A 16,352-nucleotide genomic window follows, 5' to 3' on the forward strand; every position below is an offset into this window, starting at 1 on the left:
TTCTGGCTAACACCGCGCCTCAGGCGAGAGTGGGGGGCATCAAGAGCTCTATCCAAGAACGCGAAGATTTCGAATGCGTCATGATCGTCCGTGGCCGTTGAGAACGGCGTCGGGAAAAGCCACGGTGCGGTCTAAGCGGCTGCGTCTAAGCCTCGATGTTGGGATACGTGTCGAATGTTTGTTTTACGAGCTGCCGAAGCCACACGATTGCCGGGTCATGGTGAAACCGTGGATGCCAGTACTGGCTCAATGCATATGGCGGCAACGTGACCGGTGGCTTAACTACGCGGACGATGCCGTAGCGGCTGAAGACATTGGCGAGTTCTTCGGGGACAGTAGCGATGAGTTGCGGCTCGCGATCCATGAGTAAAGGGATCGTGAGAAAGTGCGGAGTATGCAGATAAATATTCCGCCTAAGCCCGTGGCGCTCGAATGCTGAATCGTAGGTAGGACTTGAACGACCTGCCAGACTCACTGCGACCTGTGGCATCGACTCGAACTGTTCTTGCGTGAGGGTATCGCCAACCTCCTTGTTTCTTGTACTGACAATGGTAACGAAGCCGTGCATGAACAGCTGTTGCTGAAACAGCGACTCCGGAGCTGTCTGCACAGAACCCAGCAAAAGGTCGGCATCGCCTGATGCCAGTAGCGCTTCAATTTGTGGGATGGGTACCTGCAACGTGCGAAGCTTGCAATGGGGGGCCACTGAACGCAGCTTTTCCATCAGCGGCGGCAGGAAGACCAACTCACCCATGTCGGTCATGCAGAGAGTGAAGGTGCGATTCATCGATGCCGGTTCAAAGCTCGCTTGAGGCAACACGCGAGTACGCATGGCAGTCATAACTTCAAGAATCGTTTCCGCCAATGCCTCCGCCTTGATCGTGGGCGTCATCCCCCGGGTGGTTTTTACGAACAATGGGTCCTGAAAGTAGTCGCGCAAGCGGTTCAACGCGTGACTCATTGCGCTTTGCGTGAGCCCGAGTTGGGAAGCCGCACGCGTCACACTGCGCTCTCGCAGCATGGCGTCGAAGACCGACAAAAGGTTGTAGTCGAAGTTTTCGGTATGCATGCGATACATTCCAAGCATGTCTTGCATGAGATTGACGCATGTTTGCTTGCTCCCTAACCTCTTGTCAAGGCGTCCCTTAGAGGGACGTGACTCACAGGAGACAGCTATGTTCGTGAAGAACACCTGGTACGTGGCGGCTTGGGACAACGAGGTCACCGAGAGCAACCTTTTCAGTCGTACCATTACGGGTATCCCCGTCCTTCTCTACCGAACCAGTGACGGCGCACTGCATGCGTTGGAAGACCGCTGCTGCCATCGCGGTGCACCGCTTTCCATCGGTCGGCGTGAGGGGGATTGCGTTCGATGCATGTATCACGGCCTCAAGTTCGACCCGACAGGGCAATGCGTCGAGGCGCCATCGCAGCAGCGCATTCCGCCGCAAGCGCGCGTACGTGCATTCCCGGTCGTGCAACGGAACCGCTGGATTTGGATTTGGATGGGTGACCCGGAAAAGGCAGACCCGAACCTCATCCCAGATACCCGTTGGTTGGACGACCCAGCCTGGCGCAGCCTCGATGGGTACATCCACTACGACGTCAACTATCTGCTCATTGCAGACAATCTGCTGGATTTTTCCCACCTGCCGTTTGTCCATCCCACTACGCTTGGCGGCGGTGAGGACTATGCTGCTGTGCAGCCGAAGGTCGAACGTCTCGACGATGGGGTGCGTATTATTCGGTGGGCGCTGAACACCGAGGCGCCTCCGTTTGCCACGCAAGTCAAGAACTGGCCAGGGAAGGTGGACCGCTGGAATATCTACAACTTCACGATTCCGGCAATTCTACTGATGGACTCCGGTATGGCGCCGACGGGAACTGGAGCACCGGAAGGTACGCGTGTCGACGCCGCGGAGTTTCGTGGCTGCCAGGCATTGACGCCTGAAGCGGAGAATTCCACGCACTACTTCTTTGCTCACCCCCACAACTTCGCGATTGACAATCCCGAAGTCACCAAGTCGGTTCACCAGAGTGTCGTCACTGCATTCGATGAGGATCGTGAAATCGTGACGGCGCAACAGAAGTCGCTTGCATTGGCGCCGAACTTCAAGATGATTCCGTTCTCCATCGATGCTGCGCTGTCGCAGTTCCGATGGGTTGTCGAGCGACGCCTTGTGGAGGAGGCTGAAGCAGAACGCCAAGGCAAGGCTGCATGATGGAGCTCGTCATAACCGGCCTTCGGTTGGAAGCCGAAGGCGTCCTCGGTGTCGAGCTGCAGGACCATGCAAGAGGAGTGCTGCCCGCCTTTAGACCTGGTGCGCACGTGGACGTTAACTTTCCGAATGGACTGACGCGGCAGTACTCCATTGTGAGTTCTGCCGACGACAGGGCGCGCTATTGGCTCGGAATCGGGCTTGCTCCAAACTCTCGTGGTGGGTCAAAGTTTGCACATGAGGAATTGCGGCTTGGCACTCGCCTGCAAATAGGCGAGCCCAGGGCGCTATTCGGGCTCGACGAGACTGCTGCGGGCCATCTTTTCATCGCTGGTGGCATCGGTATCACACCGATCCTGAGCATGCTTCGACGATGCATCGCGACGGGGGCACCATGGCGATTGATGTACTGCGTCAGGTCCAGGAGGAATGCTGCATACCTCGAGCAACTCGCTCCATTGACCGAACAGGTATTGCTGCACTCGGATGACGAACATGCGGGACGCCCCGACATTGAAAGCTTTATCCGCGAGATGCCACAGGGCTGGAATGTCTATACGTGCGGGCCAGGTCCTATGATGGATGCGGTGTGCAGCTCCGCTGCCGCCCTAGGCGTCGCCGAAGGTGCAGTCCATCTTGAGCGGTTTCGCGCGGACGCGCCGACTATGGCGTCACAATCCCAGGAGTTTCATGTTCGGCTGCTTCGACATGGTGGAACCTTTGCAGTCCCACAGGACGCTAGCATTCTCGATGTGCTCGAGGCGAATGGCGTATGCCTACCTTCGGCTTGCCGCGAGGGGCTGTGCCGAAGCTGCGAGGTGCCACTGGTTTCCGGGGAGGCTGACCACCGCGACTTTGTCCTGAGCGATGTGGAGCGCGACGCGAACCGTTCAATCCTGATATGTGTCTCGCGGGCAAAGTGTTCTGAACTGGTACTAGACGTATAGTGTTGCAAAAGGGCCGTCAATTGATGGCCCTTTTGCTGGCTTAGTATCGAAGCCTGAAGCTGGTGGCGTGACCGACTGCGTCGCCATCTCCGATCAGGAGCGCGTGATTTGCGCCGCGGAGTTCCGCACGAACGAACGCCACCCGATTGCCCACTCGGGATGCCCATGCTGCGACGATGAAATCGCCAACGCGGCTACACGGATCAACCAACGATTACATCGCATCCCCGGCCATGGAGCCTTGTCAGCAAAGGACGAACGGGATAGTATTATATGAACCGAGCCGTATCGTATCTAATGCGCAACTTTTGCGCGCGGACATTTCCACCGGAGGGAGCCTACGCAGATTCAGGGAAGACCTACATTGCGAACAAAATTCAGGAGACACCAGATGGATATACGAGGATTCCGCAGCTACGCAGTGAGGCGGTGCTTCAGGAATAGGAGGGCCCAAGGATGAGTGGCAAGACGATCGATATTGGTCTGATCCTCGACGATGGCCCGTTCAGCAGCATACAGAAGCTAGCCGTCGTGCTCGCCAGTCTGGCAGCTGTGATGGATGGCTTCGATGGCCAGCTTATTGGCTTTGCGGTTCCGGCGATACTGCGTGAATGGGGCATGACACGTGAAGCGTTCGCCCCTATTGTAGCGGCGGGCCTCCTCGGAATGGCAATTGGCAGTGTATCGGTCGGCGCCGTAGCGGACCGGGTGGGTCGCAGGGTCGCACTCATCGCCAGCATAAGCATTTTCGGCACAGCCACGCTTGCAATGGGCTTCTCGAACAGCCTTCTAGAACTGGGGGCGCTGAGATTCATAGCGGGGCTGGGAATCGGGGGGGCGTTGCCCACGGCGTCCATCATCGCGGTAGAATTCACGCCGGCGAGAATGCGTACCCTAGCGGTGACAGCGACCGTGGTCTGCTATCCGGTTGGCGGGATTGTCGCGGGAATTCTGTCTGCCATGGTGCTGCCAAATTCCGGCTGGCGCGGTCTATTCTTCCTTGGTGGGTTGTTGCCACTTGCCTTCACCATACTATTGGCACTTTCCCTGCCTGAATCTCCACGATACCTAGCACGCCGCGCGCACCGGCAGGAAGATCTCCGGCGCCTTCTCGGCCGCATGCGAGGACCTATTCCAGAAGGTGCCCTTATCGTTGACGCGACCAAGATGGCCGCGGATGCAAAGATGGGCTTGACGAACCTGTTCACGGCACGCTGGATACGTGACACGGCAGCACTTTCGGGCGCCTTCTTTATGTGTTTGCTGGCGCTATACAGTGCGTTTAGCTGGCTCCCGGCAATGCTGGCCTTTGAAGGCATGGATATAGGTATTGCGAGTCACGGCCTTACGGCTTACAACGTCGGAGGCCTGGTCGGGGCACTACTCTGCGCGGGCCTCGTCTCCAGATTTGGATCGCGCGTCATCTTGGCAATTGCTGCGCTAGGGGCGATGCTGACCGCATTGTTACTACAAGCACGCTATGCCCACATAGGTGTTAGCGCCTTTATTGTCGGTATTGGAGTTCATGGGTTCTTTGTCAATGCCGTTCAGGGTCCGATGTATGCGCTCGGTGCTCACCTGTATCCGACGGAGATCCGTGCCCGCGGAGTCGGTGCGGCTACGGCCTTTGGCAGGTTGGGAGCGATTGTCAGCGCTTTTGCCGGCGCAGCAGTCATTTCCTTAGGCGGAGCGGCCGCCTATTTCACGCTTTTGGCCCTAGCAATGTTATTTGCACTGATATGCATTTGCGTAATCAGCAATCACATTCCGGCAAGGAAGCTTCATAAGCTTCCTGAGATTGTATCGGCCGAATAGCCCAGCCATTCCGGATTTTCGTCATTTTCAGATGAAAACAACGAAATTTCCTTCAGATTCCGAGCAGCGACTGGCGGCGGAGATGAAATCATAACTGGTGGAAACATTGAATTCAGAACGGTACCTATATGCCATATCCAGGCGAACCAACACCAATGCCATTGCGCTTCAAGATGAATTGAGAAAAATGAGTGGTGAAATTGCTGGCAGCCTGTGCATCAGGCGCAAGTTCTAATGTCCGCGAGAGGAACGCTGGCATTGGCGGTTGCTCTAAGCATGGCGTCGATGCGCGCCTGTGATGTCCTGCTTCCGGCACTGTCGGTTGATTTCGGGGTGCAAATTGGCGAGGCCGGGTGGTCCATATCGGCATTTGTGTTGGCCTACGGCATCCTGCAACTTGTATATGGCCCGTTAGGCGACCGCTTTGGCAAGCTGCGTGTCATCGCTGTTGCACTGGCTGCGAGCTCGGTGGCGAACATCCTGGCGTCGCTCGCACCAACAATGACCGCGCTTGCTATTGCGCGGGGTCTTTCCGGCGCAGCGGCTGCAGGCATTGTCCCGATGAGCATGGCGAGAATCGGGGATACGGTGCCCATCGAGAGAAGGCAACAAGCGTTGGCCCGTCTTCTCCTCGCCACAATCGGTGGCTTGATTGGTGGCCAGTGGATGTCGGGACTTCTCGCGGATGTACTGCACTGGCGTGTCGTGTTCATCGTGTTGGCGGCGGGCTTTGGCCTTGTTGCACTTCGTGTCGGGACGAAGGCGTTGGGCCAGGAGCCAGACTTGCCACTTCGACGCTTCATTGGGGGACAGGTTCGAGAAGTCCTTCGGCAGCGATGGGCACGTCATATTCTCCTAGTGACGGTGCTCGAAGGCTTATTCACACTCTCGGGCTTTGCGCTTGTGCCCGCTTATTTGCACATGGAGTTCGGGCTGAGTCTCGGTGCATCCGGTACCGTTATGGCGATGTACGGTATCGGCGGATTGGTTTATGTAGCCTTATCGGGCATGCTGACTCGGCATCTCTCGCGAGGAGGTATAGCAGGCTTGGGCGGTCTCTTTCTGAGCTCGGGCTTTGCCATTGTGGCTGCTGGATCGCGCTGGGAGTGGAGCGCACTTGGATGCTTTTTGGGTGGCTTGGGATTCTATACGCTTCATAACACTTTGCAGACTGAGGCAACGCAAATGTCGCCGGAAGCGCGAGGTACTGCGGTCGGTCTGTTTGCTGCGACGCTTTTCTTTGGACAGGCGATTGGAATGAGTCTTGCGGCTGTTGTGGCTGACTCCCTGGGGCAGACAATCTGGTTCTACTCCGCCGCCCTGGCGCTGCCAATCTTAGCTTTTTCCTTTGGCAGAGCGGTCGCGCGCAGGGGTGCTTGCCTGCCTATACTTGACAGATAGTGTGCATTCAATCGGTACGTTTGCCAAAATTCGGCGGTGAGGCCGCGGATTTGGTTCCGGCTCTTGCTGAATGGCCAGATGAGATACCGGTATGGGGTGAGGCCGTTCGCATTGCAGTACCCGACGAGAAAGTGGAGATTGGCACCGGTCTGCGCATAGGCAACCGTGTCCGCAGACAGCCCGACATACGGGCGATGAACGGCCTGATCACGTCTTCACGGCAGTTGAGGTCGGCCAATTGTGGGGGACCTGTCTCCTCGAGTATTGCAGCGCCATTCCACCCAGCAGACTCGAGGCAGGAAAGCCGACGACTGCTCGACGAGATTCCAATCGCTGACGGCCAGTACGCGAATGCTGTAACGCTTGCGCAGCTCTGCCGACGGTCAGGTTCCCACTTCACAATCTGACCGTCTTGGTGCGGGCGTGCTCACAAGCCCACCAGCCCTAGAAGATTGGCAATTCAGTGTGCGACAAACAGGGCTTACATCGCTTGTGCCGTAGCGGGAGTAATGTGTTCGGCAAGTTGAGCAATCAGTCGACGAAGTTCGTCTGCACCGGCTGCGGTGCCATAGACATAGTGATCTGGACGGATGATGGCCGCCTTCGCTCCGAGCGACGAAAGCCATTGGTTAAACAGCCCCTCCCGCTCCATCAAACTCAGTGTTGGTAAGTTTACGGGACTTGGTGCAGTGCTGATGACCACTGTTCTTCCGCCGATTTTTTCCAAAGTATCATTCGTACTTGCATCGAACCAGTTCGGCACTTCTGAGGAACCTGCCACAATCAGGAACCCCGATGGCAGTAGATCGTCTAGGCGCCTGAACTCGTCACCACTATGAATCCATGGTTGAACAAAAAGCTCCCCTGCGCCGACCTGTATCTGTTGATCAGTGTCTCGGCCAATCAGTCCTGTCTCCAGTCCAGGAATGAATTTCTGTCGTACAGTTTCTGCCTTGCCCGATGCAAGCAACTCGGCGAGCTCACGGTCTCGCCTCCGTGCGGCCGTTTCGTCCAATTCACCGATGATCAGTCCGAATGATTTGGCATGGCTGACTATTGTCCGCACATGGCGTTTTCGCTCCACAGTGTAAGAATTGAGGAGTGTCTTCGAGTAGCCGAGACGCTCTACGCCGTCGATCTTCCAGGCGAGATTGAGCGCATCTCTGATGCCGGCACAAAGGCCCTGGCCAAGGAACGGTGGCATCTGATGAGCGGCGTCGCCCATCAGGAACACACGCCCATCTTGCCATTCGTCGACCACTAACGCATGGAAACGGTAGATCGCCGTTCTGCAGACTTGCAAATTGGTGGGATCTACAAATGTGGACAACACTTGCAGTACCGCTTCGTCACTTTCGAAATCATCCGGCGTTTCACCGGGCAACATCTTAATTTCCCACCGACGCAAATTATCCGGCCCGACGATGTAGGTTCCAGGACGGGAGGGCCTGCAGTACTGGACACAACGCGGCGGCAGATCGATGGGACCGTGCATCCATGCATCCACCACCATCCACCACTCATCAAACGCGAGATCTTCAATCGTCGCTTCCATCTGCCGCCGCACGGTGCTTCGTCCGCCGTCGCAACCGAGCAGGTACTTACCCCGGATAGTGAAGACAGTGTCCCTCGCTAGCTGCTTGACCGTTGCCACAACCCTGTCTTCTCCCTGGGAGTATTCGAGGAACTCGTATCCGAGAAATTCTTGAACCTTCGGATATCGGGCCACTCCTGCGCGAAGCGTTGCTTCAAGTTCGGGCTGTACAAACATCCATGTGGGATCCCATGCTAAAGGCGACGGGGGTGGTGCAGGGTAGAAGCACTTGATGAGCTGTCCCTCTATGCCAATGAAGTCAGTTCCGGGATGCGGAGTCGTTCTCCTGGAAACCTCTTCCGCCAGTCCACACTCCTGGAGCACCCGCATCACTTCTTGGTCAGCGGTGATCGCGCGGGGCTTATCGTAGATCTCAAGCGCCTGATCAAAAACGGCAACACTGTAACCGCGCTTGCCCAACAGATTTGCCATCGTCGCGCCGGCAGGGCCGTAGCCAACGATCAGCACATCGAATACAGTGTCCGAACGCCCTAACAGTTCCATGATCTATTCGTCTCCTTCAAACTTTCACTTATCTGATATGCAGCTCAAGATCTACCCTCGTCTGACCCTGACCGTAATCAATTGCCTGTCGTAATCATGGACCCATATCTGGATAATAGTTGAGTCACACTGTAAAAATGAAAAGGAAAGTTGACTAGCAATTTTCCGTATGATGAACAGGAGTTGAGAGGCTCCTTTGCGGCAGGAGGCAAACAGTTTTCTATGACTTTGAATCATGATAGCGTCGGTACTATCCGTCGCGCGAACCTGTTGCTGAGGTTGCTGGCAACTGCAGGCAGGCGCGGCCTGGCACTGACGGAGATATCGTCGCGAAGTGCCCTCCCGCATCCGACAGCCCACCGCTTGCTTAAGCAGTTGCACGGAGAAGGCCTCATAGTTCAGAACGACGAGACACGCCGATATCTGCTGGGGCCGGTAGCTTACGAATTGGGATTGGCCGCGGCTGAGATCTTTGACCTGCGACACGTCTCTCGGCCGGCGTTAGAAGCGGTGAGCGCCGAGACCGAGGACACCTGCTATTTTGTGATGCGTAGCGGACTTGATGCCGTGTGCATAGATAGGATCGAGGGAACATTTGCGATCCGCACGATCACATTGGAAGTTGGAAGCCGCAGGCCACTTGGGGTGGGCGCAGGCGGACTGGCCATCCTCGCGGCTTGCGACCATGACGAACGTGAACGGATATTGCATGTGACGGCTTCACGCTTGCCGGAATTCGGCAACCTCGACGTCGCGCAGCAAAGGGAGGCAATTGCTCGCACGCGTGAAGCGGGTTACTCACTCGTCAAGAACCGCGTTACCCTAGGCGTGACGGCGCTAGGTATGCCGTTGCACGACTCCATGCGCCGCCCTATCGGCGCCATCAGCGTTGGGGCGATCGACCCGCGCATGCGCGAGCAACGACGTAGGCAGATCGCCAACCTATTGAGGGAACAAGTGCTCAAGATCGAGAAGGGAATTCGAGAATTGAATTCTTTCGTCTTTGAGCGCTAGCGCTCTATCCGGTTACTTTAATTTGACGTAAGCAGGGGTGCTTCGGCTCGGAACATGCGCTCGAAACGGAAGCACCCCACCAGACGGCACGCCTTCAGTTGCACCTTCGCTCGCTATTTGTTGCGGTGATACCCAGCCGCACTGCCGAACAGTTTTGCTCGCTGTGACCAATCATGAGTGTGGTCCCAAAGGTTCAGTACATCCATTGCTTCCTTTTCAAATTGGGCATCCTGTTCCGGCGTTGATATATGTGCACTTAGTTCGAGACGGTGTCCAGAAGGGTCAAAGAAGTAAATGGACAGCAAAAAGTCGTCATGGTTAGTCGGGCCGATCACATCAATTCCCTTTACTTCCAAATCTGCTTTTGCCTTCATTAGCGTGTCTTTGTCGGCGACACGGAACGCGAAGTGCTGTACCCAGTCTGGTGTTTCCGGATCGCGCCCGGAAGGTTGCCCCTCATCTCTTGGCAATTCGAAGAAGGCTATGCAGCTACCATCCTCCATTTGGAAGAAGATATGAATATGCGGACTGTATTTTCCGGTTGAGGGAACGTGATCCTCGCCCATTGCATGGATGAATTTCAGGCCCAGCACATTCGTGTAGAAATCAACCGTCTCACGTGCGTCTTTGCAGCGAAACGCGGCGTGATGCAAGCTTTTGCAAAGCATGTTGTTATCCATTTATGTATGTACGAAAGAAACGGAGTAAACAGGTGGAACTTCCACTGGCTTCTAACGCGCGCCGGCGACGCTCGTGACGAACTTTTGGTCAATGCAGCCAAAGACAGAATTCCCGTTGCGGTCAACGTGTTCAATCTTAATATGTTCACCGAACCGGAAGAACGGCGTGGTTGGCCTGCCGTCCTTCAACGTCTCTAGGGCGCGCACTTCGCCGATGCAGGCGCAGCCCACCGACTCGTCTTCGTTCGAGACGGTACCCAGTCCCACGATAGAGCCGGGCTCGAAGTTGCGGGTTTGGGCAACATGCGCTATCAGGTCGCCGTAATGGAAGGGGGTATCGATACCTGTCTCGATTTTTCCGACCGACTCGCCGCGCACCCAGCATTGCATTGTGCCGGATACCAAGCGACCGTTCCACAGATCACCAAGTTCATCAGGAGTGACGGCAATCGGCCCCATGCTGGACGCCGGCTTGCCGGTCAGAAAGCCGAAAGTGCGCTTCAGCTCTGGCGGGATTAGGCTGCGCAACGATATATCGTTTAGCAGTACGAACAGGCGTATATACTTTGTTGCGTCCTCTGGAGACACTCCCATTGGTACATCGCCGGTTACTGCGGCAATTTCTGCTTCGAAATCGATGCCAAGTTCTTCATTTGGAAGCCGAACATCTTCGTTCCAGCTCATAAAGCCGTGGGAAATGCCCTGATAGACCAACGGTTTTTGCAACAAGTCCTTCGGTAATGCTTCTCCACGAGCGGCACGGTTGCGCTGGATATGGCTAACGTAGGCTGCGCCATCTAGATACTGGTAGGAGCGCGGAAGCGGCGCGGCAAGTGTGTTCAGGTCGAGCGCAAACGCTCCTTGCGCGTCACCTTGATTAAGCAAGCGATACATATGCTCAAGTGTCGGATGCGCCGCGTCCCAGTTGTCTAGCGCATCTTGCATCGTCGGCGCCGTTTGGCCCGCCTTTATCGCAATGCGCAGATCTTTGCTTACAACGATTAGTTCGCCGTCCCTACCGGACCGCAATGAAGCCAGCTTCATAGTCTCTCACTTTCTTTATTTAACAACCCGATGCGCGAATGCGCAGCATGAAAAATGGTAGATAAATAGCTGAACCGTGCCACAGTACTGTTCGACATTCGGACACCGTTTTCGACGAACTACGCTCTCGTCACTCTTGCCATTGAGGCGAAAAGAATGCCGCGGGCACCAGAATCTTCGACTCCTGGCTTTGGAGCAGCGGCAGCATCTTCACGACATACGACTTCCAATCTGGATCGTCCATCAGAACCGTGCGTCGTTCCTCGCGCTCGTTCATGTCTCGGTATCCCCACATATGAATTACCTGGTTGAGTGCGCCGGTTTCCGTGCGGTAATAGCCGACCATACGTCCTAGGATGCGCTTCTGAATCTGCAGTCCCTCGGCCTCGTATAGTGCGAGATAATCTCGCCACTTGCCGGGGTGCGTCGTATAGGTTCTCATCTCGACCAACATGGCCTGTTCCTCAGGTAGTTTGTGCTGAGCCGGCATCGGTACGGTGGTCCAATAGCCGGCAAAGGCAATAGCAACCGTGCTTGCCATCCTCGTAATGACGAAGAGGGTAGGAACCGCAAATATAGGAAAGTGCACGGGAGTTGGGCGTGCTGTTTCCGATTACCGGACAACAGTTGCAGTGCCCGAGTGTCGAGTCTTACTGGAGACCGTCCCTGCAATGAACAGGTGCCGGAAGCTTCTACTGCTCGATTGTTGCTTTAGGACCGCTCAACCAGAAAATGACCACAGTTTGACGTCAACGCCAGAAGCTCCACCTCTCGCCGGTGATGGACCTGTACGATGGCAAGATCATTGCTTACCAAACCGAGCTCCAGCCAGTGTTCGGCCGGGTGGCAAGCGTGTGAACAAGCTTCCGCTCTAACTAAAAGGCCTGAGCCCGCTGCAGTACCGGACTCAGGCCTTGGCTGTCTAGCTTTTAACCCAACTTCTTGGGGCAGTTCATAAGAGAGGCTTTTGCATTTCGGTGGATTTATCGTTTCGCCGGCTTTAAACGCAAACCTGTCGCTGACGACCGAGACCTTCGATCTCGGCCTCGATCACGTCACCTGCCCGCAGGTAGCGGTTGTAGTGCGTGCCGTTGCCGGCGGGCGAGCCGGTGCAGATGATGTCGCCTGGCAGCAGGCGTGAATAGCGGGAGATGTACTCGATCTGCCGCACGATGTCGAACAGCATATCGGCCGTGGACTCATCCTGCATGATCTGACCCGAAACGGAGAGGCGCATCTTCAAGCGATGCGGGTCGGGCACGAATGCCTTCGGCACGAGATAAGGCCCGAGTGGGAGGAAACCGGGCTGTCCCTTCGAGCGCAGCCAATCGGTGCCGAGCATTTTGTAGTCGGTGCGTGGTATCAGGTCGCGCGCCGAGATGTCGTTGACGATGCAGTAGCCTGCTATGTAGTCCAGCGCCAGTTCGCGCGGAATCTGATAGCCGCTCCGGCCGATGACGACGGCTAGTTCCAGCTCCCAGTCGGGTTGGGTGGTTGTGTTCGGCAATACCAGCGGGTCATACGCGCCGGACACCGTGGAAACCGGCTTGGTGAAAGCATAGGGTTCGCCTGTGGCGGCGCGTTCGTCCATCATGTTCTCGGCCCAGCGGCGCAGGCCGGCTTCGTCCAGTCCCGGCGGGCCGACCTTGGCGTCGACCGTCATGTCGACCACATGCTTGCGGTAGTTGGCGCCGGTGCAGAATATCTGCCGGGGCAGATCGACGGCGGGGTGTACACGCAGCGTGTCCAGCGCGTGCCAATGTTCTGCCTTGCCATCGACCGCCATGGCCAGTCGGTCCAGCGCGGCGCGGCTGGCGTCCCAGGTGTCCAGCAAGGCTAGTACCGATCCGGCGCCGGCTAGCTCCGGCGCGTCGTACAACCTGACCAGTTCCGCCAGCTCGACCACGCGATCGTTCATGACCAAGCCCACGAACTTCGGGCCATTCTGCGAATGCGAGAACGTACCCAATGCATATGGTTTCATTGATCTTTTCCCAAGAAAGTGTCGACCAGTGAAGCATCGACGATGTTTGCGTAAGTGGCTTCGCCGCCGGATAGGCCCAGCAGGCGGCGGTGCTCGGTCAGCAGCACAATACCTTCGGGGGTCGGCCGTAGTGAATCCAGTTCTTGTATCTGCCGCCGCGCCTGCTCAAGCTCGCGCAGCCATGCGCCGATGCGCTCGCGCGCCGGACTCGCCAGGCGCATGACAATGCCTTGCCCGGGAAAGGCCGGGTAGGATTGCTGCACGCTGGCGATCTGCATCAGACCAGCGTGGGTTGCTTGCCCCGCGAAGGGCTGGCCTAGCAGCGTCGCATCGCCACGGCCGGTCAGCAGTGCCTCATATCGTTCTGTCACGCCGCCAGCGGGAGTAAAACGGCAGGTGTTTTCATTGATGCCCGCTTCGCGCAACATAGCTCGCAGCGCGATGACAAAACCATTGTCCACCGCGTCGACGAGCAGGTTGGCACCGCACAGGTCGGCCATGCTCTTGCGACCGGGCGCGGCGATCAGCGCCAAGGGCGTGGTCCGCTCGATTTGCGCCACCACGCGAAAATCCTTGGGGCCAGGGCGACGGTTCCAGCCGATGACGTTGTCCATCGCCGTCACGACAGCATCGGCTTCGCCCTTGACCAATGCCTCGAACTGCGCGTCGGAAGAGGGGTTGCGGCGTGCCTGGATAGGGGTTGCCCGCGGAGCTTGTGCTGCCAGTACAGCCAAGGGCGGCGGGACGAACCACATCACGTTTAGGGAACTCGACATGGTTTGAGCCTGTTAGTGCGACGCGCCGCGTGCCGGTTTCAGTAGGAAATGCGCCAGCGCGGGCAGTAGGATCAGGGCGCCCAGCATGTTCCAGAGGAACATGAAGGCCAGCAGAAGACCCATGTCAGCTTGGAACTTAATCGGGCTGGCGACCCACGTGACGACGCCGATGGCCAGTGTCACGCCCGTGAGCATCACAACCTTGCCGGTGAAGAGCAGGGCGCGGTAATAGCTCTCCGACAGGCTCTTGCCCTTTCGCAGTTCGGCCAGCGTTACCGACAGGATATAGAGCGCGTAGTCGATGCCGATGCCAACACCCAGCGCAATCACGGGTAACGTGGCCACCTTCACGCCCATTCCAAGAGCCACCATCAGCGCCTCGGCCAGCACGGAAGTTAGCATCAGAGGCAGTACCGCGACCACCACCGCGCGCCACGAGCGGAAAGTGATGAAGGACAGCACCACCACAGCACCGTACACAAGGTACAGCATCTTGCGCCAAGCCTCCTTGACAGCGATGTTGGTTGCCGCCTCGATGCCGGCGGTACCGGCTGCCAGCAGAAACTGGACGTCCGGGGTGTTGTTTTCCCTCGCGAACGCTTCCACATGTTCAACCACGCGAGTCAGCGTGTCCGCCTTGTGGTCGCGCAGGAAGACATACAACGTGAGGAGGCCGCAGCTATCGTTGTAGAGACCGCGCGGCGCACCCGCCGTGACGGTGTTGAGCATGTCCTGGTTGGACAGGAGCTCATACCACTTTGGGCTACCTTCGGTTAGGCCGACTAGCATGCGGCGGTTCAGGCGTGCGAGTGAATTAGTGTCTTCCACGCCGTCGATCTTGCGTAGTTGCCATTCCAGCGCGTCGATCTTGTTGAGTGTGTCGTACTGGGAGCACGCACCTTCTGGCGTTTTGACCATGACCGCGAGCACATCACTGGAGGCGCCGTAGCTCAAATTCATGAACCCAACGTCGCGGTTGTAGCGGCTGTCGGCGCGTAGCTCTGGCGCGCCCGGGTCGAGGTCGCCGATCTTGAGTTGAGTGCTGATGGCATAACCGGCAATGCCCATAGCCATCGCCGTGATCACGGCCACGGAAGCCCATTTGCGCTGTGTGAATCGGTCCAGGAAGGCCCACAGCGGGTGCTTGTCCTTGCCGGCGGCGTCCGCAGCTTCGGCGCGCAGGCTGCGTACGGCGGCCGTCGGGCTGACGCCAGTGTAGGACAGCATAATGGGCAGCAGGATCAGGTTCGTGAAGATCAGTACGGCCACGCCAAGCGAGGCGGCAATGGCCAGTTCGCGGATGACTTGGATGTCGATGACCAGCAGCACGGCGAAGCCCACCGCGTCGGCCAGCAGAGCTGTCAGGCCGGCCAGGAAAAGGCGGCGGAAGGTGAAGCGTGCTGCCACCAGCTTGTCCATGCCGCGCCCCACGTCCTGCATGATGCCGTTCATCTTTTGCGCACCGTGGCTCATGCCGATGGCGAACACGAGGAAGGGCACGAGGATGGAATAGGGGTCAAGCGTGTACCCAAGCGTCGGCAGCAGGCCGAGCTGCCACACCACGGCGACTAGCGATGCCGAGACCACAAGTAGGGTGGAGCGGATGCAGCGCGTGTACCAGAAGACCATCGCGGCCGCGATGGCTACCGCCAGCGCGAAGAACATCAGCACTGCGCGCACGCCATCGATGAGATCGCCCACCAGCTTAGCGAAGCCGGTGATGTGGACCCTCAGGCCCTTCTGCTCATATTTGTCGCGCAGCGCTTCGAGCTTGTCGGAGAAGTCGGCGTAACTCAGCGTGCGGCCATCGGGGGTATTGGCCAGTAGCGGAACGTAGATGACGGTGGAGCGCGCGTCCAGCGACACGATCTGGCCAATCTCGCCGGAGCGCGCGATATTGGCCGCGAGCGTCACCAGGCTCTGTGGCGATTCGTTGTAGCCGTCGGGTATCACCGGGCCGCCTTCCAGGCCGTCCTCGGTCACGCCGACCCAGCGGGTCGAAGATGTCCATAACGATTTCATCTTCATCCGGTCGACCCCAGGCAGCAGGAAGATTTCGTCAGAAAGGCCACGCAGTGCACGCAGGTAATTCGCGTCATAGATGGTACCTTTCGGGTTCTCGACGGCGATGCGTACCGAGTTGCCTAGGCCAGAGAGCTGATTTTGGTAGCGCAGGTAGTTCTGGATATAGCCGTGGTGGGTTGGGATGGTCTTTTCGAAGCTCGCGTTCAGGTGAAGCTTCGTGGCCTGCCAACCCAGCAGGGCGGTGAGGATCGCGCACAGTAGCACCACAATCAGACGGTGGTTGAACAGCGCGCGCTCTATGAGCGAGCCAGAGCGCGGATCGAAGGCGTCGACTGTTTTCATGTCAATC

At 57.5% G+C, this 16,352-nt stretch carries 13 protein-coding genes; 5 read left to right on the forward strand and 8 right to left on the reverse strand.

Annotated features, from left to right (window positions below; all coding sequences use genetic code 11):
- Positions 1-145: 145 nt before the first annotated feature.
- Positions 146-1,069 carry a LysR family transcriptional regulator gene (locus ACZ5MJ_RS35890; RefSeq protein WP_464227126.1) on the reverse strand — a complete coding sequence of 308 codons (924 nt, stop codon included), beginning with the start codon at positions 1,067-1,069 and terminating at the stop codon, positions 146-148.
- Positions 1,070-1,175: 106 nt separating this feature from the next.
- Here ACZ5MJ_RS35890 and ACZ5MJ_RS35895 point away from each other — a divergent pair, with 106 nt between their 5' ends.
- The 4 genes from ACZ5MJ_RS35895 to ACZ5MJ_RS35910 all read left to right on the forward strand — a co-directional run bounded on the left by ACZ5MJ_RS35895 (position 1,176) and on the right by ACZ5MJ_RS35910 (position 6,382).
- Complete coding sequence (locus ACZ5MJ_RS35895) at positions 1,176-2,222, forward strand: aromatic ring-hydroxylating dioxygenase subunit alpha (protein WP_464227127.1); 1,047 nt, start codon at positions 1,176-1,178, stop codon at positions 2,220-2,222.
- A complete protein-coding gene (locus ACZ5MJ_RS35900; protein ID WP_464227128.1) occupies positions 2,219-3,166 on the forward strand; it encodes a PDR/VanB family oxidoreductase in 948 nt (315 codons plus the stop codon). The genes ACZ5MJ_RS35895 and ACZ5MJ_RS35900 overlap by 4 nt, the downstream gene beginning before the upstream one ends.
- Before the next feature lie 456 nt (positions 3,167-3,622).
- Complete coding sequence (locus ACZ5MJ_RS35905; RefSeq protein WP_464227129.1) at positions 3,623-4,981, forward strand: MFS transporter; 1,359 nt, start codon at positions 3,623-3,625, stop codon at positions 4,979-4,981.
- Between the two features lie 258 nt (positions 4,982-5,239).
- Positions 5,240-6,382 carry an MFS transporter gene (locus ACZ5MJ_RS35910; RefSeq protein WP_464227130.1) on the forward strand — a complete coding sequence of 381 codons (1,143 nt, stop codon included), beginning with the start codon at positions 5,240-5,242 and terminating at the stop codon, positions 6,380-6,382.
- A 481-nt stretch (positions 6,383-6,863) separates the two neighbouring features.
- Here the strand turns inward: ACZ5MJ_RS35910 and ACZ5MJ_RS35915 are convergent, their stop codons facing one another.
- Positions 6,864-8,480 carry a bifunctional 3-(3-hydroxy-phenyl)propionate/3-hydroxycinnamic acid hydroxylase gene (locus ACZ5MJ_RS35915; RefSeq protein ID WP_464227131.1) on the reverse strand — a complete coding sequence of 539 codons (1,617 nt, stop codon included), beginning with the start codon at positions 8,478-8,480 and terminating at the stop codon, positions 6,864-6,866.
- Positions 8,481-8,630: 150 nt separating this feature from the next.
- On the opposite strand from ACZ5MJ_RS35915, the gene ACZ5MJ_RS35920 reads away from it, so the two are divergent.
- Positions 8,631-9,494 (forward strand): IclR family transcriptional regulator, encoded by an 864-nt coding sequence (locus ACZ5MJ_RS35920; RefSeq protein WP_464227132.1) that lies wholly within the window; start codon positions 8,631-8,633, stop codon positions 9,492-9,494.
- A 113-nt stretch (positions 9,495-9,607) separates the two neighbouring features.
- Here ACZ5MJ_RS35920 and ACZ5MJ_RS35925 read toward each other — a convergent pair whose 3' ends face one another.
- The 6 genes from ACZ5MJ_RS35925 to ACZ5MJ_RS35950 form a co-directional block, all read right to left on the reverse strand.
- Positions 9,608-10,174, reverse strand: coding sequence for a VOC family protein (locus tag ACZ5MJ_RS35925; protein ID WP_464227133.1), 567 nt, complete (start codon positions 10,172-10,174; stop codon positions 9,608-9,610).
- 51 nt (positions 10,175-10,225) lie between these two features.
- The gene (locus ACZ5MJ_RS35930; protein ID WP_464227134.1) at positions 10,226-11,218 is read right to left on the reverse strand and encodes a fumarylacetoacetate hydrolase family protein; all 993 of its coding nucleotides are present in this window, start codon (positions 11,216-11,218) and stop codon (positions 10,226-10,228) included.
- A 130-nt stretch (positions 11,219-11,348) separates the two neighbouring features.
- Positions 11,349-11,672: an NIPSNAP family protein gene (locus ACZ5MJ_RS35935; protein ID WP_464227135.1), complete on the reverse strand. Its 324-nt coding sequence runs from the start codon at positions 11,670-11,672 to the stop codon at positions 11,349-11,351.
- 546 nt (positions 11,673-12,218) lie between these two features.
- Positions 12,219-13,202, reverse strand: coding sequence for a fumarylacetoacetate hydrolase family protein (locus ACZ5MJ_RS35940; protein ID WP_464227136.1), 984 nt, complete (start codon positions 13,200-13,202; stop codon positions 12,219-12,221).
- Positions 13,199-13,978 (reverse strand): ABC transporter substrate-binding protein, encoded by a 780-nt coding sequence (locus tag ACZ5MJ_RS35945; protein ID WP_464227137.1) that lies wholly within the window; start codon positions 13,976-13,978, stop codon positions 13,199-13,201. Before ACZ5MJ_RS35945 ends, ACZ5MJ_RS35940 begins: the two co-directional genes overlap by 4 nt.
- Before the next feature lie 12 nt (positions 13,979-13,990).
- Positions 13,991-16,345, reverse strand: coding sequence for an efflux RND transporter permease subunit (locus tag ACZ5MJ_RS35950; RefSeq protein WP_464227138.1), 2,355 nt, complete (start codon positions 16,343-16,345; stop codon positions 13,991-13,993).
- Positions 16,346-16,352 lie beyond the last annotated feature (7 nt).

The sequence above is a fragment of the Cupriavidus sp. LA-1 genome, from assembly GCF_055385985.1.